Below are 16,311 nucleotides of genomic sequence, written 5' to 3'. Positions count from 1 at the left end.
TTACCAGTCCTAAATTTGATAACGAGTAACTTACGTTGATAGTATTAGCTATTTAACTCGTTAGCTATATATAGTGTCAGCTGTACTTAATTTATATTTAATTTGCTTATGTTAAATGAATTTGCTAGTCGAGAAGAATTAATAGCTTACCTGCGAGAACAATTTCCCCAAGCAGCCCAAAGAAGCGATCGCAGCGCCACTAATATAGTCGGGGGAAGGAAAGCAGCCCAAAAAGCTCTACAAAAAGTTAACCCTGCATCCTACACCAAAACACGTAACTTTCTCACAGGCGACGTAACCAGACTTTCACCATACATCCGCCACGGAGTCTTAAGCCTACGAGAAATACGGGATTACGTACTTGATAACGTCAAGCATCCAGATGAAGCCACAAAATTAATTAATGAATTAGGCTGGCGGGATTATTGGCAGAGATTATATCTCAAACTTGGTGATGGTATTTGGCAAGACCAAGAAGAATATAAAACAGGTTACACCCCCACAGAATACGCACCAGATTTAGCCGCAGATATCAAAGAAGGTAGCACAGGATTAGTTTGTATCGACAGCTTTAGCCGGGAATTACAGGAAACTGGCTACCTACACAACCATATAAGAATGTGGTTAGCTGCATACATTGTGCATTGGCGGCGCATTCGCTGGCAAGCGGGAGCCAAATGGTTTTTAGAACACCTCTTAGATGGTGATCCTGCCAGTAATAATATGTCATGGCAATGGGTAGCCAGCACCTTTAGCCATAAACCATATTTTTTCAACCGCGAAAATCTAGAACGCTACACCAAAAGCGTATATTGTCAAAAATGCCCACTCTACGGTCATTGCGATTTTGAGGGTAGTTATGAAGAATTAGAACCGCGCCTTTTTCCCAAAGGTGAATTTACCAAAAAACCCAACAGCCAAAGTTGGCAACGCGGAAAGAAAAAATAAGCGCATAGGTTCGTAGTCAGGACTTTAGTCCTAATTTTTCTCAGGACTAAAGTCCTGAATACAAACTCTCAAAACCAACTTCTAATAACTAGTAAAATCTCATGAATAAACCAATTGTGTGGGTGCATGGCGATTGTCTCAGTCCCCACAACCCAGCCTTACAAGAATACCCGAATACTCCTGCTATTTGGGTTTGGGACGACGCTTTAATAGAAGAGTGGCAATTAAGCCTTAAACGCATCACCTTTATTTATGAATGTTTGCTAGAGTTACCAGTAGAAATTCGCCGTGGTAATGTAGCACAAGAAATTATCATTTTTGCAAAAGAAAACAACGCTGATTTAGTAGTGACAGCAGATAGTCCCAGTCCCAGATTTGATGATATATGTGATGAAATTGAACGTTCTTTAAAAGTAGAAGTGTTGGAAGTAGAACCGTTTTTTGATTACGACGGTTACATTGACCTAAAGCGCTTCTCTCGTTATTGGAAAGTGGCAGAAAAGTACGTATTTGAATAGTTGGCTTTGTTGATGAATTTCACACAGAGGCGTAGAAACGAAATTAAGATTGATTTAACCAAGCTTCTAAATCCGTAGGGAGACGTCATCGAACTCACGTTAAGATAAGAAACGCTATACAGATAACAGAATATCTGATGGATATGTGCAACAAATGCCAATGATTTTCCTGACCGCACCAAAAATAGAGGAAGATATTGATCATATCTATCGATTGGGGTGTAGATTTCTTCATCCTAGCCAGTAACTTTTGGCTTCTTGGTTGAAGCCATGAAGATAATGGGAAAATAAATGTGGGTTGAAGTTGTGTAACTGCCACTAGAAGCCGCAGGAGGCCGCAATGGACCAAAGTCCAGTCAGGGTGCTTTTAGTTGATGATAGCGAAAGCGACTATATTTTAATTCTTAACTGGTTCACTCAATTTCGGGTAGCTAGCTGCGAATTGGAATGGGTAGATAATTATGAGGCGGCAAAAGCAGCGATCGCTCAAGATCAGCATAATGTATATCTAGTAGACTATCGTTTAGTCCCCCACAGTGGACTAGAACTGTTACGTGAAGCAATTGCTCATGGCTGTACATCACCCATAATTTTGCTCACAGGTCAAGGCGATTGGGAAATAGACCTAGAAGCCATGAAAGCCGGAGCAGCAGATTATTTAGAAAAAAACCAACTGAATGCACCCCTGCTAGAACGTTCTATCCGTTATGCTATTGAGCGTAAACAAACAGAGAAAAAAATCCGCGAACAAGCGGCTCTCCTTGATATTGCTAACGATGCCATTTTTGTACAGGATTTAGACGGGCAAATTTTATTTTGGAACGAATCCGCAGAAAGGCTGTACGGTTGGAAAAAAGCAGAAGCTATTGGCAAAAAGACACAAAAACTCTGGGAAGAAAAAAACTTACCATTGTTACAAAAAGCACTCACAACTTTACAGCAACATGGCTCTTGGAAAGGAGAATTATATCAAACAACAAAATCTGGCAAAGAAATTATCCTCGAAAGTCGCTGGACATTAGTACCTGAGTTTGGTAATAATACCCAATGTATCCTCATCGTCAACACTGAAATCACCCAAAAAAAGCACCTGGAAGCTCAATTTCTCCGCGCTCAAAGATTAGAGAGTATTGGCACGCTAGCGAGTGGTATTGCCCATGACCTCAACAATGTTCTGGCACCTATTTTGATGACAGCACAACTGCTAGAGTCGCAAATCAAAGATGAACGTTCTCGGCGACTGCTACCCATATTGATTACCAACGCTAAACGTGGGGCAAACTTAGTCAAGCAAGTCTTGTCCTTTACTCGTGGTCTTGAGGGTGAACGTACTATATTGCAATTGAAGCATTTGATTAGAGAAATTCAGGAAGTTATTAAAGAAACATTTCCTAAATCAATCGAAATTGTCGCGCAAATTTCCCAGAATCTTTGGACTGTTTCTGGCGATGCTACCCAATTGCATCAAGTCCTCATGAATTTGTGTGTCAATGCTCGTGATGCCATGCCTAAAGGCGGCATTTTGAACATATCTGCCGAAAATCTTTTGATTGACGAAAACTATACCAAAATGAATCTGGATGCCAAAGTCGGTTCTTATGTAGTAGTTAAAGTCACTGACACAGGAATTGGTATTCGCTCCGACATATTAGATCGAATATTTGAGCCATTTTTTACTACTAAAGAACTAAGTAAAGGCACAGGACTAGGGCTTTCAACCGTACTGGGCATTATTAAAAGTCACGGAGGTTTTATTAACGTATACACTGAGGAAGGCAAAGGCAGTCAGTTTAAAGTATATTTACCTGCTCAAGATACCAAAGAATCTTTAGAAGAAGCAGAATTAGAATTAGCTCCGGGCAATGGAGAGTTGATTTTAGTTGTGGATGATGAAGTTGCAATTAGAGACATTACCAAAACATCTCTAGAGACTCATAATTATCAAGCAATTACAGCCAGTGATGGAATTGAAGCGATCGCTATATACGCAGAACACAGAGATAAAATATCTCTAGTGTTGACAGATATGGTAATGCCATGTATGGATGGATTAACTACTATCCGGACATTGCAAAAAATTAATCCCAATGTCAAAATTATTGCTACCAGTGGATTGGCGGCACACGATAAAGTGAACGCAGCTTATAATATGGGTATCCAAGCATTTTTACCCAAGCCATACACAGCCAACCAATTATTAAAAACAATTAGTACAGTTAAATATACAATTTAATACTTAAAATAACCATTTAAATACTGTTTAATTTTTGAACATATCAAAAATTAAATCAGAATGTGTATAAATATTAATACCGAGTAATTATGAAATCAGTGCTGCCATCTACTCCTATTGCTGTGATTAAACCAAGAAGCGAAGATAGTTTTGCTATCACTTTTGCACCCTTATCGCTTGCAGAAATTTATGCTAAAGCCGATGACTCGGCTAATGGTGCAGTAGTAGTGATGAGTGGCATGGTTCGGAATCAAACTGACGGAAAACCCGTAGTTGCCTTAGAATATCAAGCTTATGAACCGATGGCATTGCGTGTATTTTATCAAATTGCTGATGATATTCGCTCTTTGTGGCCTGGGGTTAATCGAGTAGTAATTCATCATCGCATTGGACGTTTGTCGGTTGGAGACATCAGTGTTTTAGTAGCAATTGGTTGTCCCCATCGAGGCGAAGCTTTTGAAGCTTGTCGCTACGCAATTGATACCCTGAAACATAACGCCCCCGTTTGGAAAAAGGAACATTGGCAAGATGGTTCTAGCACCTGGGTAAGTATTGGTGCTTGTGAACAGTCAGGGGAAAGTTGTTAAAATTCCAGAGGCGATCGCCATGAATCCGTTCTTTCCTACCGTAATAGGATATGATGAACAATGAGTGATGGCTGTCGTACTAACAGATATGCTTGACGATGGCAGGTCATACTTACTTCACCAACCGCCTCACTTCAAATCCTCGTAAACCTTCTGGTTCTTCATATTCAACTGCAACATCTTGAACCACAGCAGCCGGCGGGCCTACATGACACCAGCGCACCATTTCTTCCACAATTTCCCGTACTCCTTCAAATACTGCTTCTACACGACCATCAGGAAGGTTGCCTACCCAACCAGTTAACCCCAATTGACTAGCTGTATCGACAGTAGAGTAACGGAACCCTACCCCCTGTACTCTACCAGCAATGAAGACATGGGCGCGAAGTAGCTGTGACTGTGGTGTAGAATTTGGCATTGACCCATCTATTCTTTACGATTACCAGTCTACATTGTTTATGAATCCAGAACGGATTTTTATATCGAAACCTGCTAACTTAAAATTCTGAATTCTGCATTACTTATGTCTGAACTGCCACCATTGAATACAGATACTATCTGGGGTATTCTCAACGATCAAATTGATGATGCTACAGTCATGCAATTAGTTTGGTATTACTTAGGCTATCGCTATGACTCAACAACAGAGAAATGGGACAATAACGCCGTTGCATCAGAATGGCGTGACGAGTATCCAGAACCGCCAAATTTTTTAGAAAGTCGCCCCGTAACGATGAAATTGACCCGTTCTATTCCTACACAATACAAACAAATCACAAAAGAAAAATTGGGTTTTAAAGGTTACAAAATTGGGACTTTTACACCACGGGAAACTCGGAGAGCTACTGCTGCTAACTGGTTACTAAGTTATTTACAGCAGAAAATTGCTCAAGGCGAATAATTTATTTTGGCAAATATTCAGTTAATAATATTAATTTTATTCTGAATATTTGCTTTTAAACAAAAAATAAACTTAATTTTAAAATCTATATCTTATGGCAGTAGACAAAGTATTTTTGTCTAAATACCAACGCTTATATATTTTTATTATAAATAAATAATCTATTCGTATAGCATACCATCCATCTACTGATAGAGGAAAGATAAAACTAATTACTTCCTCCGACCGATTTGCAAATTGATTAATAATTTAGAGAATGCTTAATATCAGCATTTTATATTTTACTAGTTTTTATGGCAAAGCCCATTGAATTTAATTTATTTGCACCCTATAACAAAGGCGCGGCGTTAATTGCTTCTTTTTCTGATTGGGAAGAAATTCCCATGAAAAAAGGTGATGATGGTTATTTCCGCGCAACTGTTGAATTAGAAGATGGTACTTATCAATATAAATTTCGTGTGCAGACAAAATCATGGTTTTTTGAAGAAGACCAATGGGTAGATGTGACAGATCCTTATGCCACAGATATTGACGAATTAAGTGGTAAAGATAATGGTATAGTCAGAATCAAAGATGGTGAAAGAATTGTTGATACTTACGTTTGGCAGCATGATGATAAACCTCTACCTTCTGACCATGAATTAGTTATTTATGAATTACACGTTGGTGATTTTTCCGGCGGAGAAGATGATCCTTATGCACGCGGTAAATATAAACACGTCATTGAAAAGTTAGATTATCTGTGTGAATTGGGTATCAATGCAATTGAGTTGTTACCTGTAAAAGAATATCCTGGTGATTATAGTTGGGGTTATAATCCTCGCTATTTCTTCGCCACTGAATCTAGCTATGGTTCTACTGCTGATTTGAAAAAGTTGGTTGATGAATGTCATCAACGGGGTATTCGTATCATTATGGATGGTATTTATAACCACTCAGAATCATCCAGTCCATTGACGCAAATTGACCATGATTATTGGTATCATCATGAACCCCGTGACCCTGATAATAACTGGGGTCCTGAATTTAATTACGAACTCTATGATGAAAATTTAGAGACTTACCCAGCAAGAAAATTTATTGGTGATACAGTCAGATTTTGGGTTGAGGAATATCATCTAGATGGTATTCGCTATGATGCTGCACGGCAAATAGCAAACTATGATTTCATGCACTGGATTACTCAAGAAGCGAAAAAAGCTGCTGGTGCAAAACCATTTTATAATATTGCTGAACATATCCCAGAAACGGCTAGTATTACTAATGTCGATGGGCCGATGGATGGATGCTGGCATGATAGTTTTTATCATACTATTAAAGCTCATATCTGCGGTGATACCTTTGATTTAGAAAATCTTAAAGATGTGATTGATTCTAAACGTCAAGGTTTTTTGGGTGCAACTAATGTTGTGAATTACCTCACGAACCATGACCATGATCATATTATCGTTGAGCTTGGTAATCGAGAAATTTTTGACGAAGAAGCTTTTAGAAGGGCAAAATTAGGGGCTGCTATATTAATGACATCTGTAGGTGTGCCTTTAGTTTGGATGGGAGAAGAATTTGGTGAATATAAACCCAAACAACAAGACCAATCTAAAATTGATTGGACACTTTTAGGCAATGACCTCAATCGTGGTTTATTTGATTACTACAAAGGGTTAATTAATTTACGGAAAAATACTCACGCTTTGTACACAGCAAATATTGATTTTATCCATGAAAATTCAGAAGCTAAAGTTCTAGCCTACAGTCGTTGGAATGATGAAGGTTCCCGTGTAGTGGTGGTGGCGAATTTTTCCGCAGACTTCTTAGCTGGTTATCATGTCCCCAATTTCCCCTCTGGTGGTACATGGCATGAGTGGACTGGAGACTATGATGTTGAAGCTGGTGATGATGGCATTATCACTGATATGGGGCCTTATGAAGCTAAGGTATTTGTTTGGCACTAATAAATTATCTACCTTCTTCCAACTTGCATTGACACAACATCCGAATATTTAATCCCAGGGGAAAGAAGTCTTTCCCCATTTTTAATTTCTTGGTTTGGAGGCAATTTCATCTAGCGATAACCTTGATATGATCATGGAGATATGCCTTGAGTTTTATGACACAGAAATGGTTATCTATTATTGGTATTGGTGAAGATGGGTTGCAAGGATTAAGCACGATCGCTCGTTCTTTACTCGATCATGCACAAATCATTGTGGGAGGCGATCGCCATTTAGCTATGTTACCTCCAGATGACCACCGAGAAAAAATCCTCTGGACTTCTCCTATTAGTAATTCTGTAGAAGAAATTATCAATCGTCGTGGTAAATCTATCTGTGTGTTGGCTAGTGGTGATCCTTTATGTTACGGCATTGGTGTCACCTTGACGCGACGCATTCCCATATCGGAAATGACAATTATCCCTGCACCTTCATCTTTCAGCCTTGCCTGCGCCAGATTAGGATGGTCTTTAACTGAAGTAGAAACCCTAAGTTTATGCGGTCGTCCCCCGGCTTTGCTGCAATCTTATATATATCCTGGTGCGCGGTTATTAATTTTGAGTGAGGGGAAAAATACACCCAATATAGTTGCGGAAATTCTCACACAGCGAGGTTTTGGGAATAGCCAGATAACAGTCTTGGAACGGATGGGTGGTATTCATGAAAGGAGATTAACTAGCACAGCCGCAGAATGGAATACGACAGAAGTAGCAGATTTAAATGCGATCGCCGTATATTGTGTTGCTGATGCTGGCATTGTTACCTTACCTAGATTACCAGGATTGCCAGATAATGCTTATCACCACGATGGACAACTTACTAAACGAGAAGTCAGAGCCGTCACTTTGTCAACTTTAGCACCCACACCAGGACAGTTACTTTGGGATATAGGCGCGGGTTGTGGTTCCATATCTATAGAATGGATGCGGACTCATCCAAGATGTGGGGCGATCGCTATTGAACAAAACTCTTCTAGGCTGCAATATATTGCAGATAATGCCGCAGCTTTGGGTACTCCCAACCTGAAAATTATTGCGGGTAAAGCACCGTCAGTTCTCCGAGACTTACCCACACCCGATGCCATTTTCATAGGTGGCGGAGTCACAGCAGATGGGTTGTTTGATATTTGTTGGCAAGCACTACCGCCAGGCGGACGGTTAGTTGCTAATGTCGTCACAATGGAAGGTGAGCAAACTTTATTTCAATGGTATGAAAAAGTAGGTGGCAATTTTACCCGTATTGCTATTCAACGAGCCGAACCGATTGGTAAATTTTTAGGCTGGCGAGCAATGGCGCCCGTAACACAATGGATAGCAGTAAAAGCGTGATCTACTTCCCTGAAAAAGCTGGACAAAATTATGGCAGCCGAGCAGAGCTTGATTCTTGATCTGACAACCGTTTTAGGAGCTTCAGCACTGGGAGGATATCTCGCCAACCGATTACGACAACCTGTTCTGCTTGGCTATTTAGCCACTGGATTGCTAGTAGGGCCTTATGGCTTCAAGCTGTTAAGTGATGTGCCGCGCATTCAATCTTTAGCATCTATTGGCGTTGCTTTTCTGTTGTTTGCTCTTGGTGTTGAGTTTTCTTTGACAGAATTGAAACGAGTCAAGGATATCGCTATTAAGGGAAGTTTACTGCAAATTGGGTTGACTACAGCTTTTGTCGCCGCCTTAACTATGTGGCTGGGTTGGGTTGAGGGATGGACTCAAGGTATCTTTTTAGGAGCAGTTCTTTCCCTTTCTTCCACGGCTGTGGTGCTGAAAACATTAGCAGAAAGAGGCGAAACGAATACAATCCACGGTCAAGTGATGCTGGCAATTTTAATTGCCCAGGATTTGGTATTAGGCTTAATGTTAGCGATTTTACCAGCCCTCAACCAACCGGAAAGTATTGGTTTAACTTTAGGTAGTGCTTTATTAAAGGTGTTGGTATTTTTAGCTGTAGCATTTGCAACTGGACGATGGATCATACCGACTTTAATTAGCAAGGTTGCAGCTACTGAGAGTACAGAATTATTTATTCTGACTGTGATTGCTTTGTGTTTAGGAGTAGCTTTAGTTACAGCTAAACTTGGTCTTTCCATTGAAATGGGCGCTTTTGTGGCTGGTTTAATGGTTTCCGAGATTGACTATGCAGATCATGCCCTAGCAAAAGTCCTACCTTTAAGAGATACCTTTGCTTGTCTGTTCTTCGCTTCAATTGGGATGCTAATTGATCCTGGTGTTTTAATCCAAAACTTAGGGATAATTTTAGAATTAGTAACTCTAGTTATGCTGGGGAAAGCAGCTATTATTTTACCCATCATTTTGAGATTTGGTTACTCTCTCAAAACCGCTATTATTACCAGTTTTGGGATTAATCAAATTGGAGAGTTTTCTTTTGTCTTAGCTTTAGCAGGTTTGCAACTTCAGTTAATTACAGAACAAAAATATCTCTTACTATTAGGCACAACGGCAATTACACTCATTCTCACACCTGTATGGCTGAAAATCTCTCCTAGTGTGGCATCTCACTTAGTTCAAATGCCTTTTCTTGCCAATTATTTCCGGCAATTTGCCGAACCAAAAATGCTATCTATTCCTGAAACCATTAGCGATCATGTAGTGGTTGCAGGTTATGGCAGAGTCGGGCAAGTTATTGTCAAAATTTTACAAAATCAAGGCTATGCAGTCATAGTAATAGAGAATAGCGAAGCCGCCATTCAAAGATTGAGAATGCAGCACATTCCCTATATTTTTGGTGATGCTGATTCCGAACTAGTGTTAGAGAAAACCCATTTAGAAACAGCCAAAGCCCTAGCGATCGCTCTCCCCGATCCTGCTAGTTCTAGATTACTCCTGCAACGAGCTTTAGCGATCGCCCCAGCATTAGATGTCATTGCTCGCTCCCACCTCAACAGTGAAATTGACCTCCTGACTCAAATGGGTGCCAAGGAAGTAGTACAACCAGAATTTGAAGCAGCTCTAGAATTAAGCGCTCATCTACTAGCCACCTTGGGAGAACCACAAGATCAGATTCACTCAGTCATCTCCAATATCCGCACCAATAGATACCGCAGTATCAGAGACAAGATGAGTCAATAGTTTTTCTCCCTGCTCCCTTGCTTCTACTCACACTTCCCGATTACAAACCGTTAAACTTCATTGCAAAGTAAGAAGCAAAGTGAAACAACATGATAAGTTTTGATGATGTGAAGCAATCGCACAAGAGGATAAGGAGAATACGGTGGCAATTGAATCAAACTTATTAAACGGCACAGTTCTACCAAAAGAAGACATTAGTGAATATGTTGCCCACCTCCAGCTACACATGACCTTGCAAGCGCGCAATCTGGTTCCACCATTGAGACAGACTATAGAAGATAGTAGACAACAATTGCTACATCAGACCCAGGCTAATGTTGAGAAGCTGGTTTCTCGACAGGGATTATAATATAAAAAGAAATAATTAACAAAAAAGCACATAAAATAAAAGCAGATATTGTAGGTTTCACGCCGAAAGTGTTACCTTCAAGTCTGCTTTTTTAATTTTTTTCAGTCTTCCGTTACCAAAATCACCCTTTGGGAGCAATAGCAAAGAGTGGAAAGCCGTTAAAATTATTGCAGCAGTTCTTCTGATCCAATCCGTTAAGGCTAAATGGCAGCTCACATCAAAATGACTTCATTACTTCCTCGCAATCTTAGCGTTGTCATCCGGCCAGTCTATTACCGGGATCTGGACGGAATTGAGCAGATGTCTCAAGAATCATTCGCAGCCCTTACCCCCGAAGGCGCTAGTTCTATTGCTAACAAGATGCAATGGCTGCGTCGCTGGTATGGGTTACTCAAGTTTTTGAGTTGGTTCCCTAACCCCCTACAGTATCGTTTTTGTGCCTACGTAGCTGAACAGGGGCGGATGCTGTTAGGAATGATTCAAGTTTCCCCATTTAACCGGACACGCAGTACTTGGCGAGTTGATCGGGTAGTGTTGGATCGGGCTGTGGATAAGCAAGGAATTGGCTCACAGCTGCTACGCCATTGTTTTGAATCGATTTTAGAAGCGCGTACTTGGTTATTAGAAGTTAATATTAATGATATAGAGGCGCTGGCACTTTATCGACAAAATGGATTTCAGCGTCTGGCAGAAATTACCTATTGGGAAATTGATCCCGAATTATTAAGCGAATTAGCCCAAGCCGAGCCAGACTTACCCAATCTCCTACCAGTAAGTAACGCCGATGCCCAGTTGTTGTATCAATTAGATACAGCATCAATGCCGCCGTTGGTGCGTCAAGTGTTTGATCGCAATACCCGCGATTTTAAAACTAGTTTGTTTGGTGCTTTGAGAGATGCTGTCAAACAATGGGTAACAAAAATTGAAGTAGTAAGCGGTTATGTATTTGAACCGCAACGCAAAGCGGCGATCGGTTATTTCCAATTACAACTTGATCGCAAAGGTGAAACTCCCCACGTTGCCACGTTGACAGTCCACCCCGCCTATACTTGGCTATACCCAGAATTACTTTCCCAATTAGCCAGAATTGCTCAGGATTTTCCTCAACAAGGCTTACAACTAGCCTCATCTGACTATCAACCAGAGCGAGAAGAATATTTAGAGCGCATTGGCGCAAAACGCATAGAACACACACTGATCATGTCTCGCTCAGTCTGGCACAAACTCAGGGAGTCAAAATTTGTCTCCTTAGAAGGAATCCAATGGACTGATGTCCTCCAAGGATTACAGCCAGCACGTAAACCCATACCTGGGGGTATGTCATGGGTACACACCAGACAGCAATCATCCCCAGATATTCCCGTACCTAGTAAATCAGAACCTCTAGCTTTCGGAAGCAAAGAAGCATCTGTTCACCAAGAGTCAACAGATGTAGAAGTTGAGGAGTAGGGAACAGAAGAAGCAGGGGAGCAGGGGGAGCAGGGGAAGCAGGGGAAGCAAAGAATAACTATGGACTAATGACAACTGACAACTGACAACTGACAACTGACAACTGACAACTGACAACTGACAACTGACTAATGAGTAAATATATTTCCGCGTTGGGATTAGATGTAGGGCGTAAGCGAGTTGGTGTAGCTGGATGCGATCGCACTGGATTGATCGCTACAGGGATTACCACTGTTGAGCGCACATCTTTTGAACGCGATGTCCAGCAAATACAAAATATAGTTCATGAAAGGCAAGTGCAAGTCTTGGTTGTCGGTTTACCTTATTCAATGGATGGTTCTGTAGGGTTTCAGGCTCGTCAAGTACAGAAATTTTCCACAAGACTGGCTAAGGCTTTGCAATTACCAGTGGAATACGTTGATGAGCGACTGACTTCTTTTCAAGCAGAGCAGATGCTAATTGCCGAAAATGTTTCCCCATCACGGAATAAAGGTTTAATTGATCGTAAGGCAGCAGCTTTGATTTTGCAGCAGTGGCTGGATATTAGGCGTACTAATGCTCAGAGTTCGGTTGTAGCAGTAGAGTATTGATACCTTTGAACATGATATTCTGAAAGCTGTTACATAGCAGTTGTATCTAAGACTAAAGCTATCTGTTTGACATTGTTTGTCATTCACCACCTGAAGCTCTTTCCACACCTGCTAGTACTTATAAAGTCTCATACCTTGGCTATGTTTTCCTCTCCATTTTCTGAAGATAACGACAATGCTCCTACCGGTTCCATCACCTTAACCGATGAAAGAGGGCGATCGCTTGAATGTTATGTAGAACATTCGCTTTCGGTGGATGAACAAGAATATGTTTTGCTACTTCCTGTAGATTCACCCATAGAAATTTTTGCTTGGGAAGGTGAAGACGAAGACGAAGAAGCAATCCTCGTAGAATTTGATGATGCCATTATCGACGAAATTTTTGGTACTGCTCAGGCTGTCTTGGCAGAGCAGAACTTGGTACTCAAACAAACTGCGTATGCTTTGACAGTGGCTGGTGATTTACCGCCAGTGGAAGAATCAGAGTTATTTACTCTAGAAATTGAAGACGAAGAAGCAGATTTAGAGCCTGAGCAACTCCAGCTACTTGCCAACTTCTATCACGATGAACAGGAGTACGCAATTTATACGCCTCTTGATCCCCTGCTATTTTTCGCCAAAATCACAAAAACTGGACAACCTGTATTACTTTCTCCAGAAGAGTTCCGCAAAGTGCAACCCCTGTTAGAAGAACAACTTTTCAATGAAGTTGAATAACACCAAAAGTTTTCAGTTAAAAATTAAAAAATTACATTTTTAATTTTTAATTTGAGAATTCCGAATTATAGTTAGTTGCACCATAGGAAAATTTGATGCCAAGGGTCAAGCAGTTTTACTAACTATTGGTTGGCTAACTTTGCTATGCGGTAATCAATATACATCTACCAGAATGTCAAAATCTCAAGATATGTGGGTTTTGGCATTTTAAATTTTGTAGGTGTGGTATTGCTTTTGGCAATTTGGAATTTTGAATAAGCACGTGAATTGAGTATGACTTGGAACAAGTTTTTACAGCCTGATTTGATTTTGGCAGGTTCAGTATTGAACCTCACACCAGATATTATTCAACATTACAAGCTCAAGGGATTGGTGTTGGATGTAGATGAAACCTTAGTACCAATTACAGTAGGAGCAGCTTCGCCAGAACTTAGAGATTGGGTAGAGCAGATCCGCAACGATACAGTGCTGTGGTTGGTAAGTAATAACATGAGTGAAGCACGCATTGGTGGTATTGCCCGTTCTTTGAACTTACCTTACTACTTGGGTGCAGCCAAGCCCTCGCGCCGCAAAATTAGAACTGCACTCCAAGAAATGAATTTACCAGTGGAGCAGGTGGGGATGGTAGGCGATCGCTTATTCACCGATGTCTTAGCAGGTAATCGCTTGGGTATGTTTACTATTTTGGTAGAGCCAATTGTCCATCCTGATGCTGCTCTGCGCTCTCATCCCATCCGCAATTTTGAAGTTTGGTTCTCAGAGATTTTAGGAGCCTCAATTAATCCTGAGCATACAAAAAGTTACAAAGATTGACAAAAAGTAAAAAAACAAAATCTAAAGAAATAATTAAAAAAATCCATGAACACCAAAAAATCGGGGATCATAGTTATCAATAACATGGGGTCAGCAATAAAAGACCCTAGAGCATAACAAATAAATATAAACTGTTAAAGCGTCAGCCTTCACCTATAGAAGGACTGGCGCTTTACAATTTAGTGATTAGTCCAGAGTTCAGAGTAAAAACTATTGACTATTGATTGTTGACTGTTGACCATTGACTACTGACCAATGACCAAAACAATTGTTGTTAAAATTGGCACTTCTAGCCTCACCCAACCGGAAACCGGACAACTTGCACTTTCAACTATTGCCACCTTAGCAGAAACACTTTCTCATTTAAGACAGCAAGGCAATCGAGTAATTTTAGTTTCTTCTGGTGCGGTGGGAGTGGGTTGTGCGCGTTTGGGTTTAACCGAACGTCCGAAAGCGATCGCTCTCAAACAAGCAGTAGCCGCAGTTGGTCAAGGTCGATTAATGCGCGTATATGATGATTTATTTACTACCTTGCAACAACCAATCGCCCAAGTTTTGTTAACTCGTAGTGATTTGGTACAGCGCAGCCGTTATCTGAATGTGTACAACACCTTTCGGGAATTACTAGCACTAGGGGTAATTCCTGTAGTCAATGAAAATGATACAGTTGCAGTCGATGAATTGAAATTTGGAGATAATGATACCCTTTCGGCTTTGGTTGCTAGCCTTGTAGAGGCAGACTGGCTATTTTTACTCACCGATGTAGACAGATTATACTCAGCCGATCCCCGTTCTGTCCCCGATGCTCGACCGATATCTTTGGTGACAAGCATCAAAGAATTGGCAGACTTGCAAGTGCAAACAGGAACTCAAGGTTCCCAATGGGGTACTGGGGGGATGGTGACAAAAATCTCGGCGGCCAGAATTGCGATCGCGGCGGGAGTGCGGACTGTGATTACTCAAGGACGATTTCCCAGCAATATTACAAAAATTATCCAAGGTGAACTGATTGGCACTCATTTCCAACCCCAACCAGAGCCTACTTCTGCGCGTAAACGTTGGATTGCCTATGGTTTAGTCCCATCGGGTAAATTATATCTCGATTCGGGAGCGATCGCCGCAATTGTCCAAGCAGGTAAATCTTTATTAGCCGCAGGAATCAAAACAGTTGGAGGTGAATTTGAGCCTCAAGATGCTGTGCAGTTATTGGATACTCAAGGTAACGAAATTGCCAGAGGACTGGTCAACTATAGCAGCAATGACTTAGAAAAAATTTGCGGCTGTCATTCTAAAGAGATTCCCACAATTTTGGGTTACATAGGTGCAGAAACTGTGATCCACCGAGATAACTTAGTGCTGACTTAAAAAATAAAAACCCCGATACCTAACGGGGTTGACAACACTTTAGCTACATTATTTACCACAAGAAAGCATTAACTAGCACCTTTATAGATAGGTAAAAGGTAGGAAACCCCACCTTTATACAGAGCTTATCTTTTAGCCTGGGTCTAATATTACACGGGCATTTGGCGGACATATTACAATCCCATGAAATTTGTGTGTAAATAAAGAAAGCGATCGCTTGAGGAAATGCTTGAGTTTTCACAATTCTATTTGAGCGATCGCATCACTTAACGGGATGCTATCATGGCTAAAGGAAACTATGTCTTAGAAGTTTCCTAAATAAATTATATGGAGAGGTGTCCGAGTGGTTGATGGTGACGCACTCGAAATGCGTTTTGGGGCAACCCAACGGGGGTTCGAATCCCCCCCTCTCCGTTCGTTAATCAAACCCTAAAAGGTGTCAGTCCCTAAAGTGTAATTTTTTGAGTAATGCACTTATGTACTTAAATTGTCTATTGCTTTAACTCTGCGTTTTAATCTAGAAGTAACACCCCAAGCTCCCAGAGTGACTAAGCTCATCGCAGTGGTCGGTTCAGGTACTGGGTTTGGGGTGGTTTTTAGGGTGTATGCTAAATCGCCAAATCCCACACTAGAAGAACCAAAATCGTAAGCAAAGTAATACCAATTCAAAAAATGTTTGCGACAGATAGGGCATTAAGGATGAAGTCATAACCAGTCAAAGAAGCAGCAATTTCAGGAGTCAGTTTAGCCAGAAGTTGAGCAAC

General features: G+C 40.9%; 16 protein-coding genes and 1 tRNA gene. 15 read left to right on the top strand and 2 right to left on the bottom strand.

The features are described 5' to 3' along the window. Nucleotides 1–108 precede the first annotated feature (108 nt). The 4 genes from H6G18_RS21075 (at nucleotide 109) to H6G18_RS21060 (ending at nucleotide 4,286) form a co-directional block, all read left to right on the top strand. On the top strand, nucleotides 109–948 hold the full coding sequence (locus H6G18_RS21075; protein ID WP_190409056.1) for an FAD-binding domain-containing protein: 840 nt from the start codon (nucleotides 109–111) through the stop codon (nucleotides 946–948). Between the two features lie 101 nt (nucleotides 949–1,049). Beyond that, nucleotides 1,050–1,466, top strand: a complete 417-nt coding sequence (locus tag H6G18_RS21070; RefSeq protein WP_190409055.1) for a hypothetical protein — start codon at nucleotides 1,050–1,052, stop codon at nucleotides 1,464–1,466. Nucleotides 1,467–1,806: 340 nt separating this feature from the next. Beyond that, on the top strand, nucleotides 1,807–3,699 hold the full coding sequence (locus tag H6G18_RS21065) for a hybrid sensor histidine kinase/response regulator (protein ID WP_190409054.1): 1,893 nt from the start codon (nucleotides 1,807–1,809) through the stop codon (nucleotides 3,697–3,699). Between the two features lie 89 nt (nucleotides 3,700–3,788). Further along, nucleotides 3,789–4,286 (top strand): molybdenum cofactor biosynthesis protein MoaE, encoded by a 498-nt coding sequence (locus tag H6G18_RS21060; protein ID WP_190409053.1) that lies wholly within the window; start codon nucleotides 3,789–3,791, stop codon nucleotides 4,284–4,286. A gap of 112 nt (nucleotides 4,287–4,398) precedes the next feature. On the opposite strand, the gene H6G18_RS21055 is transcribed toward H6G18_RS21060, so the two are convergent. Further along, nucleotides 4,399–4,704: an acylphosphatase gene (locus H6G18_RS21055; RefSeq protein ID WP_190409052.1), complete on the bottom strand. Its 306-nt coding sequence runs from the start codon at nucleotides 4,702–4,704 to the stop codon at nucleotides 4,399–4,401. 105 nt (nucleotides 4,705–4,809) lie between these two features. Here H6G18_RS21055 and H6G18_RS21050 point away from each other — a divergent pair, with 105 nt between their 5' ends. The 11 genes from H6G18_RS21050 to H6G18_RS21000 all read left to right on the top strand — a co-directional run bounded on the left by H6G18_RS21050 (nucleotide 4,810) and on the right by H6G18_RS21000 (nucleotide 15,961). Beyond that, complete coding sequence (locus H6G18_RS21050) at nucleotides 4,810–5,187, top strand: DUF1823 family protein (RefSeq protein WP_190409051.1); 378 nt, start codon at nucleotides 4,810–4,812, stop codon at nucleotides 5,185–5,187. 293 nt (nucleotides 5,188–5,480) lie between these two features. Beyond that, nucleotides 5,481–7,139 (top strand): alpha-amylase family glycosyl hydrolase, encoded by a 1,659-nt coding sequence (locus tag H6G18_RS21045; RefSeq protein ID WP_190409050.1) that lies wholly within the window; start codon nucleotides 5,481–5,483, stop codon nucleotides 7,137–7,139. 155 nt (nucleotides 7,140–7,294) lie between these two features. Continuing rightward, nucleotides 7,295–8,506 carry a precorrin-6y C5,15-methyltransferase (decarboxylating) subunit CbiE gene (cbiE, locus tag H6G18_RS21040; RefSeq protein WP_190409049.1) on the top strand — a complete coding sequence of 404 codons (1,212 nt, stop codon included), beginning with the start codon at nucleotides 7,295–7,297 and terminating at the stop codon, nucleotides 8,504–8,506. Between the two features lie 30 nt (nucleotides 8,507–8,536). Further along, entirely contained in the window at nucleotides 8,537–10,264 is a 1,728-nt protein-coding gene (locus H6G18_RS21035; RefSeq protein ID WP_190409048.1) for a cation:proton antiporter, read from the top strand. 148 nt (nucleotides 10,265–10,412) lie between these two features. Beyond that, on the top strand, nucleotides 10,413–10,613 hold the full coding sequence (locus H6G18_RS21030; protein WP_190409072.1) for a hypothetical protein: 201 nt from the start codon (nucleotides 10,413–10,415) through the stop codon (nucleotides 10,611–10,613). Nucleotides 10,614–10,817: 204 nt separating this feature from the next. After that, nucleotides 10,818–12,062, top strand: a complete 1,245-nt coding sequence (locus tag H6G18_RS21025) for a GNAT family N-acetyltransferase (RefSeq protein ID WP_190409047.1) — start codon at nucleotides 10,818–10,820, stop codon at nucleotides 12,060–12,062. 131 nt (nucleotides 12,063–12,193) lie between these two features. Further along, nucleotides 12,194–12,652, top strand: coding sequence for a Holliday junction resolvase RuvX (gene ruvX, locus H6G18_RS21020; protein WP_190409046.1), 459 nt, complete (start codon nucleotides 12,194–12,196; stop codon nucleotides 12,650–12,652). Nucleotides 12,653–12,793: 141 nt separating this feature from the next. Further along, the gene (locus H6G18_RS21015) at nucleotides 12,794–13,369 is read left to right on the top strand and encodes a DUF3727 domain-containing protein (RefSeq protein ID WP_190409045.1); all 576 of its coding nucleotides are present in this window, start codon (nucleotides 12,794–12,796) and stop codon (nucleotides 13,367–13,369) included. Nucleotides 13,370–13,642: 273 nt separating this feature from the next. Continuing rightward, entirely contained in the window at nucleotides 13,643–14,182 is a 540-nt protein-coding gene (locus H6G18_RS21010; RefSeq protein ID WP_190409044.1) for a YqeG family HAD IIIA-type phosphatase, read from the top strand. 255 nt (nucleotides 14,183–14,437) lie between these two features. Beyond that, nucleotides 14,438–15,547, top strand: coding sequence for a glutamate 5-kinase (gene proB, locus H6G18_RS21005; protein WP_190409043.1), 1,110 nt, complete (start codon nucleotides 14,438–14,440; stop codon nucleotides 15,545–15,547). A 329-nt stretch (nucleotides 15,548–15,876) separates the two neighbouring features. Beyond that, nucleotides 15,877–15,961: transfer RNA gene (locus tag H6G18_RS21000), tRNA-Ser, on the top strand. Between the two features lie 60 nt (nucleotides 15,962–16,021). Here the strand turns inward: H6G18_RS21000 and H6G18_RS20995 are convergent. After that, entirely contained in the window at nucleotides 16,022–16,216 is a 195-nt protein-coding gene (locus tag H6G18_RS20995; RefSeq protein WP_190409042.1) for a PEP-CTERM sorting domain-containing protein, read from the bottom strand. Nucleotides 16,217–16,311: the final 95 nt, after the last annotated feature.

The sequence above is a fragment of the Anabaena subtropica FACHB-260 genome, from assembly GCF_014697105.1.
Classification (GTDB): domain Bacteria; phylum Cyanobacteriota; class Cyanobacteriia; order Cyanobacteriales; family Nostocaceae; genus Trichormus; species Trichormus subtropicus.
The sequence above is the reverse complement of the archived record's forward strand: the minus strand, read 5'-3'. Positions and strand labels throughout refer to the sequence as shown.